Raw genomic sequence first — 16,633 nt, 5'->3', positions numbered from 1 at the left:
AAATTCGCCACGGGTCGCACCGCTTTGTTTCACGATTGTGACAGAAGAGGGATATAGCGTTGTTATGAGGTACAGTCAATTTTCGCAACCCCTACTCCCTACTCCCTACTCCCTACTCCCTACTCCCTACTCCCTACTCCCTACTCCCTACTCATTTCTTGGTTAACACAAACACACTCCCCTGATTCCCCCGTCCAATGCGGAGGTCATCGTCAAGATAGGTTATCTCTAACCAACCCTGTTGGTTGTCCCTATTGATGGGAAAGTCAATAGCTGGAAACCTTTTGCCAGCTTCGATTTGCTCTATGAAATCATTGGCAGAGCTATAACTCAGGAAGCTTTGTAGACCAATGATAGACCTCTCGAACCTAACATTAACCCGGCATTGAGATACTGGCTCGAAACTAGCACAAACACTGACAACACCTTCGAGATAAGGAATACCAGATAATTCAGCTATGTTGTAAATTTTAGTATCTGAGGTACGAACACATTGGTAGATTTGACCCAGTTGTACCAAGGGAAATCCGTCAAGATTCAAAAGTTCTTGACTCGTAGTATATAGCAGACGCCAGTTACCATCTAGCAAGTCTGGTGCCTCAAGGGGTCGAGGGGTGGGGTTTCTCCCTTCCAGTTGGGTAACTGCTGCCAGTATTGCTGTTTTATCGGTTTTGCTTGCTAATAGACCACGATTCTTTCCTGCGATCGCTTCTAAGAGTTCCGCCTTGCCAATCATAATATTTCCTCTAGCTGACTGCTAGACTCAAAGTTAAAGGTTTTCACCTCGTCCATATTAGCTGAAGAAGTCTATGTACAATCCTGCTCTACGTGAACTACATCGTGATCAACTCGCTGAGGTCATTCCCCTTAAGCAAGAAACTTCCCTTTTAGATTGGTTAGAGTCTAATAATCGCCTGATTCCACGGGAGAATTTAGAGGAAGAAAATCCCCTAGGTGATGACGTAGAAATCTCTGAACTGATGGGGGTAGAGGATAATAGCTACGAGGATGAGGAAGAAAGTTTGGGTTAACACTAACTAGTTTTACCAAATAGTCTAGTTTTACCAAATAGTTTTAGCCGAATTGGAAGCGAATAGCAATCAGAAATGATTCACAATGGAACCGTTGCTGAATCATTTCTGAAATTATGTTCCAAAAACCAAATTATAGCAAAAAACAACACCGTTTTGAGCAACTAATTAGCTAGGAATTTACTGAGCCGATGTTTACTATTCTTGGTCAGTCTAACAACTGCATTCCTGGCTAAACTCAACCCAGTTACTGCCCAAGATTTTGAAAGCGTGCAGAACGAATGCTAGCGATCGCAGGAACCGATACAAAGATCATCCCAGGTCATGGTCCGGTTTCCAACCGTGCTGAACTCGTGGCCTATCGCAACATGCTGGTGCTAGTGCGCAAGCGAGTAACTGCCGCAGTGGCTTCTGGGTTATCCATGGAAGAATTCATTGCGTCCAAGCCTACTGCTGATTTCGATGCCACCTGGGGAAAAGGGTTTCTCAGTCCCGAAAAATTTCTCCAAATTGTCTATACTGACCTCAATTCCAAACGTAATAAGTTTTAAGTCATGCTATATCAGGACTTACGCACAAATTCCATGGGTAGGGTGGGCAAGGTTTTGCCAACCCTACTCCTGCTGAGGTTTAAGAACGGGCTGGTTAAAACCTTTTGTCATGGAACCTTACCGGGAAATCAAAATTGTTGCTGATCCTTAGGTTAACCGCTGGGGTGTCTGTGAGACACATGGAACGGCAAAACCCCTTAATCTACATATCCCGCTTTTTGTCAAGTACAATTTATACCAAACAAAATGCGATTACCCTGTGCTTCCCAGGGATTGATTGACCTCAACATAGGTGATTACGACAACGCCCTAATACAATCGATCTACAGTGGAGTTATAGGGTTCGCTACCAGTCCAGATCAAGATTGATAACACAAGATAGTGTAATGTCAATAAAAAGATAAATTTATCAATAATCAACAGAAAACTCCCTAGAGGTAGAAAGCTATGGAGTGCGATCGCCTGATCGTTTTGGGTGAGCAAATTAGCATCATACCTGATCACATAATCAAATTATCAAAATTTGCCCATCCTAGCCCTACTGGCAAAATTGGAGACAACCCTGAAATGGTACAAGCCTGAAGGGGCGACATGAATGGCTAGGAAGCTGACATAATAAGCTACATAGCCCTCAAACCTTTATGTCTTCGCTCTTTTCCCTTGGCTTATTTCACAGGACCGATGTACTTTTGTATTCCTTAATCTAGATTAACTTTTTTTGTTGCTAATATCTGCTGCTTCATTAAATGTATAATTATCCCAAACATTTTTGCTATCAGCTCCAGGTTTTTGAAAGACATAGGGGCGGTTAGGCATCGATTTAAAATAGTCTTTATCAAACCAAAGACCTGTGATTGTAGACTGATAAGGTTCACCGACTTGTTGAATTTGGATAGCACCACTATTTTTATCAATGGTAATTAAGTGTCCAGTGAGTCCATAAATTACTTTTACGGGAAAAATATTACGACGAGAAACTGTATGATATGGCGGTTTAATAATCCCACGATAAAATTGATCCCGTTCCTGAGGAGGAATACCAGATCTTGCGTCTTTAATCGCTCTTTCTGTGGAATCTGTTCGATATAACTCAGCTAATTTCATCGGATCAGTTTCCGCTTCATGATGATTCCTTTTTTGATTTTATAAAACAATCTACCAAGGCACAAATATGGTTTCTATTTCACAAATATGGTTTTGTAATTGTTTGATAATTTCTGCTCCATTATTGACAGGGGTATCATTGAGCAGCTTTAACATTATTAAAACAATCCGCTCTCCTTTATTAATTGTATCACTGTTGTTGATTTTATCAAAAATTTTCTGTATTCTTTCTTGGCTAGCCGAAGGAATATTTTGTTGTAACCCATCCCAATCAACATTACTATCTAAGGAAAGATAACGTTCTTCCAGCATAGTTGCTGTTTTCATCCAAATATCATATCTGGGATCGACAAACTTATTTAAATTCATTAACTCAATAAACCTCTATTAAAGGGAATAGGGAGTAGGGAGTAGGGAGTAGGGAGTAGGGAACAGAGAACAAAAATTCTCACAATTCATTTAGTATCCCTATTTTGGGTTTTGTCAATAAGATACAGTATGCTCCCTAAATGATTCCAAATCCAAATCATTAGGGATAGTGCTCTATAGTTTAAAGGTGCAATAGTTCGAGCGTCAAGCCAGAAAAGGCTCCATCATTATCATAGTTAACGCTAAGTTGTTGCAGTTGGGAATCTGTCACTAGCCAATTAGCAGCAATAGTAAAGTTATTGCCAATATTCACTTGCTCAGGACAACTCAGAGAAATACCATCAGGAAAAAAGAACATTTTATTTCCTGCCAAGGGCCACTGTAGTTGAGTTGCTATTGGCTCAGAAACCTGTAAATCTGGGGTCATGGTAACAGACGTTCCTTGCCAGTTACCACTCAGATTTCTCTCAGGTAAGAGATTTATTTCCTTTGACCAATAGTTACTGGGAAAACCTGCTGCATCTTCACGGATACTCACTACCCTCATCAAACTGCCATTACTATCATAAACAATTGCCACACTATGTCTTATATCTTCATGTTTGAAAAACAATTCAGCCGGTACAAACACCGAACCTGGTTCTAACTGTTTAGCTGACCATGTAGCTGCACCTTGTTCAAAGAAAAATGATCTCATTGACAGAAATGCTGGGTGAACCATTCCATCAGGTAACACCTTATCCTGTTTATTAAACTGCCATTTGTATTCTTCTATCCTACCGTCAGCGTATATAGAACGATTAGTCTGATAAATTTCTGTTTGTTCTGGATTACTGCGCAAGCTTCGTAGACTTTGAAATGATTCTATTATCTCTCCTTCAGGAGAATACCTTGTCCAAATCCCATGCCAATCCCGCAAATGGTTGGCCGTGAAATTTTTCCAGTTTTGCTCTTTTAAATCCATTTTTTATCCCTCCAATAAAGTCCAAAAATAGCCATCAGGCGCAATAAACGAGAAACTTTTCTCACCAAATTCGTTATCATATACCTGTGTTACCTGGGTGGCTTCGCTAGTACTAACACCCTGGTAATATACCTCAATATCCCTTACATTCATGGTATATAAACAAACTCCTAAAGAGCCGGGACGAGAGTAAGCAAGTTTGTTTATTAAACTACCTTCAAACCGCAAAAAGTTAAAGTTTCCCGAACGAGTTTGGGTTTTATCTGTAGTAGAAGTGAGAGGGGCATTAAAGTAATATTTCAGCATCCGTTCCCCATTTTCTGGTCCTTTTAGCTCCAGGATGCGGCGAGAAGCTTCGACATATTTATTTTCCGAATTATTCACACTACGATGCAAACCAAGCACTTGGTCGTAAAAATCTAACTTTTCATGGTCGCAGTCAACAATCAGTCCCGCATGAACGAACTCCGAAGCTTTGAAGTGAGAATCCGGATTGACAATGCCCGAATTGGGGCGAGTATAATCATGGCGCTCAAAAAAAACTTGTCGGGTTAACGGCTGGATGAGAACCATTTCATGTACGCAGGGATTAGCTTGTATAAACGGCTGGAATGACTCGGGACGATTAATTAAATTTCTCTGGGGTGGAACATAGTATACAGGTAAGCCAGCAGCGATCGCATCTTCAGCATGATTGGCAACATTAAACACATCCAAAGACAGCATCGCTCCCCAGCGGCTACCCAACACCTTCAAGGGACTCAACCCTAATCCTTCATTAACCGGCTCCTCCCAAACCATCAAGCGGAGCAAACCCCTGTCTTTAAGTTGATTGTGTAGGCGATGCGATCGCAAACTGGAATTTACACCATATAACTGATTAGCTTGGGTTGCACTGAGAGTACCAGATTGTCCTACACTAAAGCCAAACTGTTGCCAATATTCGATCAGAGCTGCTTCATCCTCGGCTGTTGCACCGATGGCGAGTTCGTATAAACCACTAATGGATGGAGCGTCTTGTTCTGCCGTTGCTAATGATTTATTAGCCATGTTACTTTTAGGGTTTTCCATCTTTTAAGATCTTATCTCATGAAAGTCATTAGGGAAAATTGAGATAATTTTCCCTCCTGGTTATAGTGACGGATTCCCCTTTTTAAAAGACCGGGATTCACTAACCAATCCGTGATTATCATAGATTCTCTATCATAGGCAGCTGTTTCTGGGAGACTAACCGTTACTCCATTCGAGAAGCCGACTATAATATTATCCTGGGCTAATTCATTTATAGGCTTCCACTGACAATCACTGGTAGTTGCGATAATTAAGTCTGGCGTTATAGTGGAAATCATACTCCCCTTCCAATTGTTATAAGAAGTATAGTCTATCTCTTGAGGCTCTCCTCGAAAGAAGTCTAGTGTCTCCCAGATAGAGGTAACATGATGTAAGGAGCCATCTTCGAGATACTTACAGCCGCTACTCACTCCCAACCTTTCGTGCTTGAAGCATGTCTCAAAAAGATATAACTGACCCTGCTCAATCTTAGGTGTGTATCCCCAAGTCCAGCTATAGTCTAAGAAGGGAGTTGTTAGCTTCCCTTTTTCGTAAGGACCAAATGTTCTAGACTCACTCGTACCATCTTCATATCGATAGTGATTTTTTTGAACTACTGCTTCGCGATCAGGATAGACTACATAGCTCCTGACTCCATGAAAACGTTCTACTAAATCCCCATTAGCTGCCAGCCGAGTCCATATGCCATTCCAATCACCAATAGCCTGAATTTCTAGGAATTTTTCCCAGTTCTGACTTAATAAATCACTCATCTATAGCGGTTTTCAATTAGGTGAGGTACATATTTTGAGGGAGTAGGGAGCAGGGAGTAGGGAGTAGGGAGCAGTGAAGTCAGAAGACGTAAGAGCTAAGAGGGTAAAAATTATGTGTACCTCATTAGAATAAAAACCGCTATAGAACCTCCTGTGTTCCATTGCCAAAAACCTGAGCAATGTCAGGCACCTTTTTTCAAACCAATACCATAAACTGGATGATTTTCCGCCACTACTATTGCAGCCATGAATCCGAAAATTATCCCATATAGCTACAAATCTAAATAGCTACAAGTCTAAGCTGTTGCGACTGGTGTTGAACATCTTGCTAACATCCGTTTTGCTTTCTCTTTAACTCCTATTTTATCTACTAATCTAACTCCGTAGGGCTATACCAGATAGGAGCTGGTGGTAGTAGTTGGATGTTAACTGACTGATAGCCAGATATAGTTTAGTCTATTTTAGTGTTCGCGAAGCGGCTCCAAAGGAGCATCGCATCCACCAGCTTACCCTGTGTCCCACCCACCGCAAATCCCTTGCCCAGTCCACTCGGTTAATGGGTTCGCGAAGCGGCTCCAAAGGAGCATCGCATCCATCAGCTTACCCTGTGTCCCACCCACCGCAAATCCCTTGCGCAGTCCACTCTGTAATCAGCTGATTTTACAGTAATAGTGCTCCGTTTAACATGATATATGTGGCAGTTTTAAATCCCTTAAGCTACAAATAATTTAACCACCAATACTGATGCTGACTTTTGAAATTAGCAAACCAATGACATATCGGATAAAGAATTATAATTATAATTAGCCAGATCAGATAAACATGGGGGAGACTATAACCATAATTTGCTGGCATGGCACTTTTATTTAAGTAAGGTAGCATCACGGCTGTTATACCATACTTAGGTAGCGATAAAACAATGGCAGTAAAATGGATTAGCCAAAGGTGAATAATATAAAAGAATAAAGGAACTCTTCCAAACATTATCAAGGGCTTAAGAAATCGAAATCTTTTAATTTCAAACCCATAAAGTATTAACAATGCTAGGCCAAGAGTGATTAATAAGTACAGTAAGGAAGGCGGATATTTATGGCAATCAAGAAATGAAAATAGTGTTTTAGTAAAATTAGATTGAAATGACCAAGGCTTGGGATCACCGTAAAGATTTGTTCCCCGAATTATAAAAAAACTTAAAATTAAGCCAAACCCCAAGTTTCGCAACCAACGTATACGCTGATTTTTCTCGAAACTAACTACTTTTCCAAATGCATAGCCAATCGCCATTACACCAACCCAAGGGATGATAGGATAACTAATAAAAAAGCGAATTCCTGGGGATGGCATAAACATTTTACGTTCATGAAGAAACGACCAAAGCCAAGTCAAATTTCCAAAATTTTCAGCCTGGATACCATCCAATAAATTATGTCCAGCTATAAGGATAATCCCAATTATGGCTATACTTCTAATTGGAAGATGAATCAGTGCAGCTAAAATAATCATAGACCAGCCAATTGCCCATAAGACTCGCATACCAAACAAACCTGGCTGAAATGTCCATGCCCAACTAATTACTGTTAACTCTAAGACAATTAGCCAAACTCCACGAATTACAAGGAATTTAGAGAGTTCTTTTGGGTTGTTCCTCCGTTTTAGAGAAAGATAGGCAGCAATACCTGCCAGAAAAATGAATGATGGTGCACATAAGTGAGTCACCCATCTAGTAAAAAATAAAGGAAGGTTTGATTGGTTTATATCTAAGGGATGAAAACCAGGGTTAGACAAAAAAAATCTTACATGGTCTAATGCCATCAAAAGCATAACTAACCCACGTAATAAATCGATGGATACCAAACGCTTAGTTATGGGTTTGGCTTTAGTATTAGGAGTAGAATCATTTAAAGTCATGCTTTCCAAGTTGTGAAACTGTGCCGTAGCATCTTAGGAAGCTAAACTATAGCATTTCCCAATAAATCATAAAACCCAATGCTGATTTATAATAACACGAAAAAATTCCCGGATCTCTTTCCTAGTTTTCCCTATTGCCTATTCCCTATTGCCTATTCCCTATTGCCTATTCCCTATTGCCTAAAATCCACAACTTGTGTACCTCACATGACTGGTATAAAAGCAGAATTGTTAGCCTTGCTGGGTGTGAAGTCTGGAGTGTACAGTAATTGGGAAAGTTGAATAATTATACCACGTTAGTAGGGATACTTGATCAGCTTGGGGACAGTTGGTTCAGCTGGCGACGGTTGTTGATTAGCTGACGGCTGACCACTGATAGCTGAATGCTTACCTAACTCCTGCCCTGTCTCGACCTATTTGACTTAGTTTAGAAATGCTATTGTATGCCGATCCAAAAACCGTCATTCCTCTCAACTTACCAGACAATATGCTTTGTATCATAAAAATTAAATTGATTAATATTATTGCACTTAAAGGTTGAGAAACATGCAAGAACGATTTGGTAACCAAAGCCATAGTACAGGTTGGGTCATTCAGTCTTGGGCCTCTTTCGTTATTTCTGTTTTTGCCATGGGGATTGGCATTGCCAATTTGCCAGGAGATAACTGGATTAAAGGCTACTTAGGCATGGGTTTAGCGTTCTCTGTTGGCTCTAGCATCAACATCGCTAAAACTACACGAGATATCCATGAATCGAAAAAACTAACCTCGAAAGTTGAAGAAGCTAGAGTTGAAAAACTACTTACTGACCACAATCCTATGCATTAATATCAAGTTTATAAGCTATCAGTTACTAGCTATTTTTAATCAGCTATCAGCTATCAGCCATCAGCTATCAGCGCATAGAGGTCTATTAATCGTAGGGTGGGCAGTGCAACGTGGTTTGCAAGCTTAATTATCTGTCTTCTGCTGCACTGCCCACCCTACATGAACCTGACCACTGACCGCTGACCGCTGACCCCTTAAGCGATCACCTTAAAATCAGAAATCGTCTCAATCCATACCCGTGCTCCACAGCGTAGGGGATCATCTGGGCGATACATCACCCGACAAGGGCCATTGACTTCGACAGTATGACCGTAAGTATTTTTAGAGCCTCGTTTGACCGTAATCACCGGATTGCGTTCGCCGGTCTTGAGATTTTGGCGAATCACTTTCTGATTAACGTGGATGACCGCCTTCGTGTAATTTGTACGCTTTGACCAATTCCGCTTCGGTCCGCGAGTGCCAGGGGTAACTACTGGCATGCCATCAAATAACGGAATCACCCAAGTTCTACCGACTTTATAAGCTCCTTTAACTCTGCCCTTGCTCAACAGGAAACGGACGCGAGTGGCAGAGATACCTAGTAATTCAGCAGCTTGTGCGGTAGAAATCATCATGGCGGTAAAACCATTGCTTTAACGATATTGTTATTTTAACACGATTTCTGAAAAGATGCAAACTAAGGGTGGTATAAGTGTTAAGTGTGGTTGGTTAGGAAAACTATTGCATTCACGCTAGGGGTGGTATGAGTGGTTAGCATGGAAAGTTAGAAAAACTATTGCACTCTCGCAATTAAATCTTGAATTTTGATTACGGCGGTTTGCATAACTATCAAGTACACAGGATTTTCTCCTTCTTTCCTCTTCCCTACTCCCTGCTCCCTACTCCCTACTCCCTACTCCCTACTCCCTACTCCCTGCTCCCTGCTCCCTACTCCCTACTCCCTACTCCCTACTCCCTACTCCCTGCTCCCTACTCCCTACTCCCTACTCCCTACTCCCTACTCCCTACTCCCTGTTCCCTGTTCCCTGTTCCCTGTTCCCTCAACAAAAAAAATTCGGTCAAGTTCTGGTTAATTCCAATCCTTGACCGAATTATTTATTGTAATAGTCAAGAACCCTAGGATCCTTGACTATTTGTTCACCAAATCAACAACATACAAACTTAGGTTTGATACTTCAGACGTCGTACTTTCTCCTGAGTTTTTTCCTGTAGCCAGGGATTGGAATCCCTGGCCACTTGCTATCTTAATCTACCAACAGATGTCGAATCAATATACTGATCACCTCACCAGAATTTCCGGTAGGTTGAGGAGTGCTCCACTCATGAACTTGGGCGTAGCCACGGCTATAAAGATTATAGATTGTGACCCGCACAGTTTTGGGAGAACCAATCAATATATGTTTGATTTGCTCCCGTCCTGGCTGGGGTTGGCCAAATAATTCAGGGAAATTAGGATTGTTGGGATTATACTCAAAATTTGGGAGAAAGTTTTCGATGTCCATATTTTTTTTGTTGTTAATTTTTGGAACAATTTTATTGTAGAAAATATTTTTTATATTGTCAATCATTTTTTAATAAATTTTTTGGTATTTTTTTTAGCGGGGGGGTATAAAATTGTTTTTTGATTATTTTTTTTTGGTGCTAATTGAGGAAGAGCGATCGCATTTAATTTTAGACCGTAAATGGGATCGCTTAGCGGCTCAGAGTATCGCCTTTTTTTAGGGATTATGAATTAGGAATTAGGAATTAGAGATTAGGTGTTAGATTGGGGGAGTCCGTTCCCGTAGCGCCTCCTACATACCATCGCTTTCTATAGCATTTCCTTATCAAACGGGAAAGTCCGGAAATCGATCGGAAAAGTCCCCCTTATTAAGGGGGATAATGGGGGATCTCAACATCATTGGGGAAAGTCCGGAAATCGATCGGGAAAGTCCCCCTTATTAAGGGGGATAATGGGGGATCTCAACCCTGAACCAGATCCGGAAAGCTCGATCCCCCCAGCCTCGCGCGCGGAAGCTGGGAGTCCGGAAATCGATCGGAAAAGTCCCCCTTATTAAGGGGGATAATGGGGGATCTCAACATCAAAGGGGAAACTCCAGAAATCGATCGGAAAAGTCCCCCTTATTAAGGGGGATAATGGGGGATCTCAACCCATGCAACAAACCACAAACTCGATTATTTTAAAATGTGCGATCGCCAACAAAGACAATTCCATCTTCCTTATAATTACAATTTAGTAAGCAGAGCTAGAGAATTAAGGAAAACTATGACCCCAGCTGAGAAAAAGCTGTGGTCTTACTATTTGAAAAATTTTAAGTTTAGAGTCTTGCGACAAAGACCAATAGCGAATTTTATTGTTGACTTTTATTGTGCTGCTTTAAAATTAGTTATTGAAGTTGATGGAGATTCTCATTATACAGAAGCTGGCCAAGCTTATGACGAAGAAAGAACTCACATTCTTGAAGGTTATGGATTAAAAGTAATTCGATTTACCAATGATGAAGTATTGCATAATTTTGAAGCAGTGTGCGTTCGGATCAGTAGTGAGCTTCCCCCTAGCACAACCTAGAGCTGTTTAAAAATTCAATAAGTTGCGAATCTTTGCTGATCATCGATTTTTTTTAGGGATTAGGATAATAGAGTTAGATTGGGGGAGTGGCATCGCGTTTTTTATCCCATTTTCTAGTCGATCCCCCCCAGCCCCCCGCGCGGAAGGGGGGAGTCCGGAAATCTCTCTAGTTTCTCTCCCTTCTGCCCAAATAACCAAGGGGAGAGTAAACTCTTTCTATGCCATTTCCTAGTCGATCCCCCCCAGCCCCCCTTATTAAGGGGGGAGTCCGGAAATCTCTCTAGTTTCTCTCCCTTCTGCCCAAATAACCAAGGGGAGAGTAAACTCTTTCTATGCCATTTCCTAGTCGATCCCCCCCAGCCCCCCTTATTAAGGGGGGAGTCCGGAAATCTCTCTAGTTTCTCTCCCTTCTGCCCAAATAACCAAGGGGAGAGTAAACTCTTTCTATGCCATTTCCTAGTCGATCCCCCCCAGCCCCCCTTATTAAGGGGGGAGTCCGGAAATCTCTCTAGTTTCTCTCCCTTCTGCCCAAATAACCAAGGGGAGAGTAAACTCTTTCTATGCCATTTCCTAGTCGATCCCCCCCAGCCCCCCGCGCGGAAGGGGGGAGTCCGGAAATCTCTCTAGTTTCTCTCCCTTCTGCCCAAATAACCAAGGGGAGAGTAAACTCTTTCTATGCCATTTCCTAGTCGATCCCCCCCAGCCCCCCGCGCGGAAGGGGGGAGTCCGGAAATCTCTCTAGTTTCTCTCCCTTCTGCCCAAATAACCAAGGGGAGAGTAAACTCTTTCTATGCCATTTCCTAGTCGATCCCCCCCAGCCCCCCGCGCGGAAGGGGGGAGTCCGGAAATCTCTCTAGTTTCTCTCCCTTCTGCCCAAATAACCAAGGGGAGAGTAAACTCTTTCTATGCCATTTCCTAGTCGATCCCCCCCAGCCCCCCGCGCGGAAGGGGGGAGTCCGGAAATCTCTCTAGTTTCTCTCCCTTCTGCCCAAATAACCAAGGGGAGAGTAAACTCTTTCTATGCCATTTCCTAGTCGATCCCCCCCAGCCCCCCTTATTAAGGGGGGAGTCCGGAAATCTCTCTAGTTTCTCTCCCTTCCCTTAATAAAGGGGGAGTCCGGAAATCGATCGGAAAAGTCCCCCTTCCGCGCGGGGGAAGTCCAGAAATCGCTCTGGAAAGTCCCCCTTATTAAGGGGGATTTAGGGGGATCACAACCTAATCAAAAAACCATCTCGCTACTACCTGCTCCCGAAATTGCTATAATTAAACCAATCCAACATAATTACCTATAAATTATGGAACCCGTGTCCCTTTTCGCTGGTTTGGAAATATCGAAAATAGCGCCACCCTTGTTAAGTATTCTTGGAAAAGAAGCCGGGAAGCGCTTAACTCAAGCCCTGACTAAAAGCGATGTCGAAAAAGCCATCAAAGCCGGAGCAGAAGCCGTTGATCAATGGGACAAACAACTGGATAGTCAACAGCGCTTATTTTTTCACGCTCCCCCGGATGGCTGGAATGGAGTTAATCGGTTTTTGAACCACTATTTTACTCATTCAGCTGTTTTAGCAGAATTACAGAAACCGTTACTTAATCAAGGGAAGCCAGACCGGGAGATTTTAAGCACGGTATTTCAACAAGAAGCTGACGCCAAGACTATTAAACTAAATCAAAACAGTCTCAAGCCTTGGGTAGAGACATTTATTAAGGCTTATTTTGAGCAGACTGTTACTTATATAAAATTTCAGGTAGCTAAACAGGATTATTGTCAACAGTTAGCTAACTGGTATGATGATGTCAAATTTGCTGGCATTGCTGTGGATGGGCAAGAAGTAGAAAAATCGGAGAAATTAGCCCAAATTTTTGTAATGCCAGATGTAGTGGAAGAGGTATCAACTGCTCGCCCTTGGGAGCGGGAGTTGTTAGCAGCTGGTAGTGGGGAAAAGCCAGAAAGGCTAATCTTGGACAAGACAAGTGGTAGGAAATTTTTGGCTCAGCAGTTATTGAGCCAAAGTCAGTCGAAACGAGTGGTAATCTTGGGTGCGCCAGGCTCTGGTAAAACCACATTGATGAGCTATTTTGCGGTAATGTTAGCTCAGCAAAATCCTGATGTTTTAGGATTAGATGGTGATACTGATTGGCTACCGATTTTAATCAGGATGCGAGACTTTGCTAGACATCTCGATAAAAGCCTGATCGACTATGCTCGGATATTTGCGGAAAACACCATGTCAGTGAAACCGTTACCAGTGGGATTTTTTGAGCATTGGTTATCTGATGGTAGAGCCTTGATATTGCTGGATGGTTTGGATGAAGTCGCAGAAGAGGCTAAACGCCATGATGTAGTCAAGCGCATCGAGAATTTTTTAGGACAGTTTGACAGAAATCGCGCTATTATTACATCTCGCCCTGCTGGTTATCGACGGGACTTTTTCCGCACTGAAGAATTTCCCCACTATCAAATCCAATCCTTTGATGACCAGAAGATTTCGGCATTTATTGATAACTGGTATAACAGTCGCTTTCAAGACCAAGCAGAAGCCGAAAGGTGGAAGCATAGTTTACGAAAAGCCCTGGATGATAATGACCGGATTACCTTATTGGCACGAAATCCGTTATTGTTGACAATTATTGCATTAATTCATCGGTATCAAGCGGTATTGCCCAAAGAACGGTTTGAGCTTTATAATTGCGCCGTCAAAACCTTGTTAACCTCTTGGGATGCTAAGAAGGAAATCAGAAATAGATTAATATTTAAGTATCTAGATTTGTATGATTTGCGCCGATTGATGGAATTGTTGGCTTATTGGATTCATAGCCAAGGAAATAGTGACGATAACGAAGGCGGCACCATTATTAATAAAAAAGATTTGATTGCTCAGTTGAGTAAAGAGATTAAAACCTTGAAGCAGGTGCAGTTATATCAAGCCAAAGAAGAGGCGGAAGTATTTGTAACGTTGATTCGCGATCGCACCGGTTTATTGAATGAGCAGGGGCAAGATTGTTATGCATTTGTCCATAAGACGTTTCAAGAATATTTGTGTGCTGAAGAGATTAACTATCAAGCAGAAAATGAGTATGATTTTGGAATTGTTTTGAATCATATTCGGGAGCATTTACATGACTCCCACTGGCGCGAAGTGTTATTACTGCTGATAGCACAACAAAAACCGAAAAACGCTGCAAAGGCAATTCGGGCAGTATTGACTAATAATAGTAACTATGAACAGTGGTTACATCGGGATTTGTTGTTTGCTGGTAATTGTTTAGCGGAAAACCCGAAGAATTTGCGAGGTGCTGATAGTGCGTTAGTGCAAGATATTTTAGAGCGGTTGGTTGAGTTGGAGGTGAGTAGTAAAGAGCCGGTTGGCGAGAAGATTAGTGAGCAGGTTTTTCAGATAATTTGTAGTTTTTATGAAACGGATTTTAAAGCACAAGCTCTGGAGATGTTGAAGGAGCAAATAGATTTAATTGATGAGACACGATTGCTTAACTATCGAGCCGAGTTAGGGGAAAAGGATCAGGTAATTAAAATATTATTGACACGGCTAAAGGATGAGGATTCTGATGTGCGTTGGAAGGCAGCCTTAGCTTTGGCCAATTTGGGCAACAGCTCAGAAACCGTAGTCAGTACCCTAATCCCACGGCTTCAGAATGATGAGCGTTTTGTGCGTAGGAGGGCAGCCAGAGCCTTGGCTAATTTGGGCAACAGCTCAGAAACCGTAGTCAGCGCCCTAATCCGACAGCTTCAGAATGAAAATTATCTTATGCGTGCATGGGTAGCCAATGCCTTGGGCAGATTGGGCAACAGCTCAGAAACCGTAGTCAGCGCCCTAATCCCACGACTTCAGGATGAAAATTCTTATGTGCGTGTGATAGCAGCCGTAACTTTAATACAATTAGGTAAGAGCTCAGAAACCTTAGTCAGCAGCCTCCTAGCAGGGCTTCAAGATCCCTGTTATCTTGTGCGTGCGAACGCAGTCGCGGGCTTCTTCTACTTGGGCAACAGCTCAGAAACCATAGTCAAGGCTCTAATCCCACTGCTTCAGGATGAAAATTATATTGTGCGTTGCTTGGCAGCCATCACCTTGGCCGAATTGGGGAACAGCTCAGAAACCGTAATCAGTATCCTTCTAGAACAGCTTCAGGATGACGATTCTGAGATTAGTGACAGGGCAACTAGAGCCTTGGGTAAATTAGGCAAAACATCTAATCATATTCTCCCTACCGTGATTGAATGGATTGAACAACACCAGGATTCCGACTATGTGGGCGGTGGTATTGATGCCCTGTGGGATTTGGTTGTAGGAAGGGAATAGGGAGTAGGGAGTAGGGAGTAGGGAGTAGGGAGTAGTAAGAAAGAGAGCCAAAGAGTTTTTGATATTATTAGAAATAAAGATATGTTTGTGCTATATTATAATAATTTGCAGTTTTACAGTATCGTTGTTGTTGGATGCGATCAAGGATGCGATCGCATTTTCCCTGCTCCCTGCTCCCTACTCCCTACTCCCTACTCCCTATAATCCCAAAAAACCATTGCGATAACACAACATAAAACCCTCAACAGCTCTAAGCCATCGAGGATTTAGTACTATTAAAAGCTGAAAGCTGATGGCTGATAGCTGAATGCTTACCGTTTTTTCCTAAGCTTCCTTGCCAGCTTCCTCTCCTTAATTTTGGCAGCCACAACACTTGGTTCAATAGGCAATCCTGCTCTAGGAATTACCTGATATTGTCGCTCCTCTTCTAGATTTTTAAGCTTAGTGTAATCAACCCAGTGGATACAATCTACTGGACAAGTGTCTATCGCTTCTTGTATCGCTTCTTCTGAGTCGCCATCTTGCCGAAAAACCCGGGATCTACCGTGGTCGGCTTCGATGTAAAACGTATTTCGAGCGACGTGGGCGCAGTGTTTACAGCCAATGCAGGTAACTTCATCAACGTAAACACCTTTTTGTCGCAGAATACCCCCTAGCTCTGGCTCAAAACCAGACCGCTCTGGAGCATCTCGAAAGACACCCCCTAACTCTGGTTCTAAACCCGAACGCTCTGGCGTCGGTGAGAACTCAGACATTACGCGCTCCAACGTTGTACCACTAAACGAATTGAACCATCTTTATTATCTTGTTGCTCAGCAACCTCAAAGCCTTGCTTAGCAGTTTCCTTAATTACTGTGTTGTAAGCGTAACGCTGGGTTACCCGTTGTAGGAAACCATCTACAGACCAAGGCTGTTGCCAATACTGAAAATCAGCAACTAGTTCGTAGGCGTTACCATTCCAACTAAAACCGATATCGTAGTCATTCTCTTGCTCAATCACTACTTCAGCAGTGCGAGTTTGGCCTTGATAACCGCGCACAGAGCTAGGACCAGATTCCCAATCAATCCCTAAGTCAGTTAAAGCAGTTTCTAAGGATGAACGGTTACGGATTTGGGTTTTGATAGTGCTGAAATGAGACATTTTTGGTAATTAAACGAATTTACTAACT

At 42.3% G+C, this 16,633-nt stretch carries 19 protein-coding genes; 7 read left to right on the top strand and 12 right to left on the bottom strand.

The genetic code is table 11. The features are described 5' to 3' along the window. Positions 1-151: 151 nt before the first annotated feature. A complete protein-coding gene (locus tag F6J90_RS17630) occupies positions 152-736 on the bottom strand; it encodes a PAP/fibrillin family protein (RefSeq protein ID WP_293096132.1) in 585 nt (194 codons plus the stop codon). Between the two features lie 73 nt (positions 737-809). Between F6J90_RS17630 and F6J90_RS17625 the strand changes: the two genes are divergently transcribed. Together F6J90_RS17625 and F6J90_RS17620 are read left to right on the top strand one after the other, a co-directional pair. Further along, on the top strand, positions 810-1,031 hold the full coding sequence (locus tag F6J90_RS17625) for a DUF3134 domain-containing protein (RefSeq protein WP_293096130.1): 222 nt from the start codon (positions 810-812) through the stop codon (positions 1,029-1,031). 281 nt (positions 1,032-1,312) lie between these two features. Beyond that, positions 1,313-1,582: a hypothetical protein gene (locus F6J90_RS17620; RefSeq protein WP_293096128.1), complete on the top strand. Its 270-nt coding sequence runs from the start codon at positions 1,313-1,315 to the stop codon at positions 1,580-1,582. Between the two features lie 708 nt (positions 1,583-2,290). Here the strand turns inward: F6J90_RS17620 and F6J90_RS17615 are convergent. The 7 genes from F6J90_RS17615 to F6J90_RS17585 form a co-directional block, all read right to left on the bottom strand. Continuing rightward, positions 2,291-2,686, bottom strand: coding sequence for a hypothetical protein (locus F6J90_RS17615; RefSeq protein WP_293096126.1), 396 nt, complete (start codon positions 2,684-2,686; stop codon positions 2,291-2,293). A gap of 51 nt (positions 2,687-2,737) precedes the next feature. Further along, on the bottom strand, positions 2,738-3,013 hold the full coding sequence (locus F6J90_RS17610; RefSeq protein ID WP_293096123.1) for a hypothetical protein: 276 nt from the start codon (positions 3,011-3,013) through the stop codon (positions 2,738-2,740). A gap of 223 nt (positions 3,014-3,236) precedes the next feature. Further along, the gene (locus F6J90_RS17605) at positions 3,237-4,019 is read right to left on the bottom strand and encodes a DUF3598 family protein (RefSeq protein ID WP_293096120.1); all 783 of its coding nucleotides are present in this window, start codon (positions 4,017-4,019) and stop codon (positions 3,237-3,239) included. 3 nt (positions 4,020-4,022) lie between these two features. Further along, on the bottom strand, positions 4,023-5,069 hold the full coding sequence (locus F6J90_RS17600) for a hypothetical protein (RefSeq protein WP_293096118.1): 1,047 nt from the start codon (positions 5,067-5,069) through the stop codon (positions 4,023-4,025). Positions 5,070-5,101: 32 nt separating this feature from the next. Next, positions 5,102-5,842, bottom strand: a complete 741-nt coding sequence (locus tag F6J90_RS17595) for a DUF3598 family protein (RefSeq protein ID WP_293096115.1) — start codon at positions 5,840-5,842, stop codon at positions 5,102-5,104. 12 nt (positions 5,843-5,854) lie between these two features. Beyond that, entirely contained in the window at positions 5,855-6,004 is a 150-nt protein-coding gene (locus F6J90_RS17590; protein WP_293096111.1) for a hypothetical protein, read from the bottom strand. Between the two features lie 555 nt (positions 6,005-6,559). Then, the gene (locus F6J90_RS17585) at positions 6,560-7,750 is read right to left on the bottom strand and encodes a heparan-alpha-glucosaminide N-acetyltransferase domain-containing protein (RefSeq protein ID WP_293096108.1); all 1,191 of its coding nucleotides are present in this window, start codon (positions 7,748-7,750) and stop codon (positions 6,560-6,562) included. Between the two features lie 78 nt (positions 7,751-7,828). On the opposite strand from F6J90_RS17585, the gene F6J90_RS17580 reads away from it, so the two are divergent. Both F6J90_RS17580 and F6J90_RS17575 read left to right on the top strand, forming a co-directional pair. Then, positions 7,829-8,032, top strand: coding sequence for a hypothetical protein (locus F6J90_RS17580; RefSeq protein WP_293096106.1), 204 nt, complete (start codon positions 7,829-7,831; stop codon positions 8,030-8,032). Between the two features lie 264 nt (positions 8,033-8,296). Further along, complete coding sequence (locus tag F6J90_RS17575; RefSeq protein WP_293096103.1) at positions 8,297-8,578, top strand: YiaA/YiaB family inner membrane protein; 282 nt, start codon at positions 8,297-8,299, stop codon at positions 8,576-8,578. A gap of 194 nt (positions 8,579-8,772) precedes the next feature. Here the strand turns inward: F6J90_RS17575 and F6J90_RS17570 are convergent, their stop codons facing one another. Further along, positions 8,773-9,192, bottom strand: coding sequence for a helix-turn-helix domain-containing protein (locus tag F6J90_RS17570; protein ID WP_293096100.1), 420 nt, complete (start codon positions 9,190-9,192; stop codon positions 8,773-8,775). A gap of 203 nt (positions 9,193-9,395) precedes the next feature. Here F6J90_RS17570 and F6J90_RS17565 point away from each other — a divergent pair, with 203 nt between their 5' ends. Then, a complete protein-coding gene (locus F6J90_RS17565) occupies positions 9,396-9,698 on the top strand; it encodes a hypothetical protein (protein WP_293096098.1) in 303 nt (100 codons plus the stop codon). 124 nt (positions 9,699-9,822) lie between these two features. Here F6J90_RS17565 and F6J90_RS17560 read toward each other — a convergent pair whose 3' ends face one another. After that, complete coding sequence (locus F6J90_RS17560; protein ID WP_293096095.1) at positions 9,823-10,146, bottom strand: hypothetical protein; 324 nt, start codon at positions 10,144-10,146, stop codon at positions 9,823-9,825. Between the two features lie 617 nt (positions 10,147-10,763). On the opposite strand from F6J90_RS17560, the gene F6J90_RS17555 reads away from it, so the two are divergent. Both F6J90_RS17555 and F6J90_RS17550 read left to right on the top strand, forming a co-directional pair. Beyond that, entirely contained in the window at positions 10,764-11,147 is a 384-nt protein-coding gene (locus F6J90_RS17555) for an endonuclease domain-containing protein (protein WP_293096092.1), read from the top strand. Positions 11,148-12,443: 1,296 nt separating this feature from the next. Further along, a complete protein-coding gene (locus tag F6J90_RS17550; RefSeq protein WP_293096089.1) occupies positions 12,444-15,464 on the top strand; it encodes a HEAT repeat domain-containing protein in 3,021 nt (1,006 codons plus the stop codon). A 311-nt stretch (positions 15,465-15,775) separates the two neighbouring features. Here the strand turns inward: F6J90_RS17550 and F6J90_RS17545 are convergent, their stop codons facing one another. Together F6J90_RS17545 and F6J90_RS17540 are read right to left on the bottom strand one after the other, a co-directional pair. Continuing rightward, a complete protein-coding gene (locus tag F6J90_RS17545; protein WP_293096086.1) occupies positions 15,776-16,219 on the bottom strand; it encodes a ferredoxin in 444 nt (147 codons plus the stop codon). Further along, entirely contained in the window at positions 16,219-16,605 is a 387-nt protein-coding gene (locus F6J90_RS17540) for a DUF1257 domain-containing protein (RefSeq protein WP_075903446.1), read from the bottom strand. The genes F6J90_RS17545 and F6J90_RS17540 overlap by 1 nt, the downstream gene beginning before the upstream one ends. Between the last annotated feature and the right edge of the window lie 28 nt (positions 16,606-16,633).

Source organism: Moorena sp. SIOASIH, from assembly GCF_010671925.1.
Classification (GTDB): domain Bacteria; phylum Cyanobacteriota; class Cyanobacteriia; order Cyanobacteriales; family Coleofasciculaceae; genus Moorena.
The sequence above is the reverse complement of the archived record's forward strand: the minus strand, read 5'-3'. Positions and strand labels throughout refer to the sequence as shown.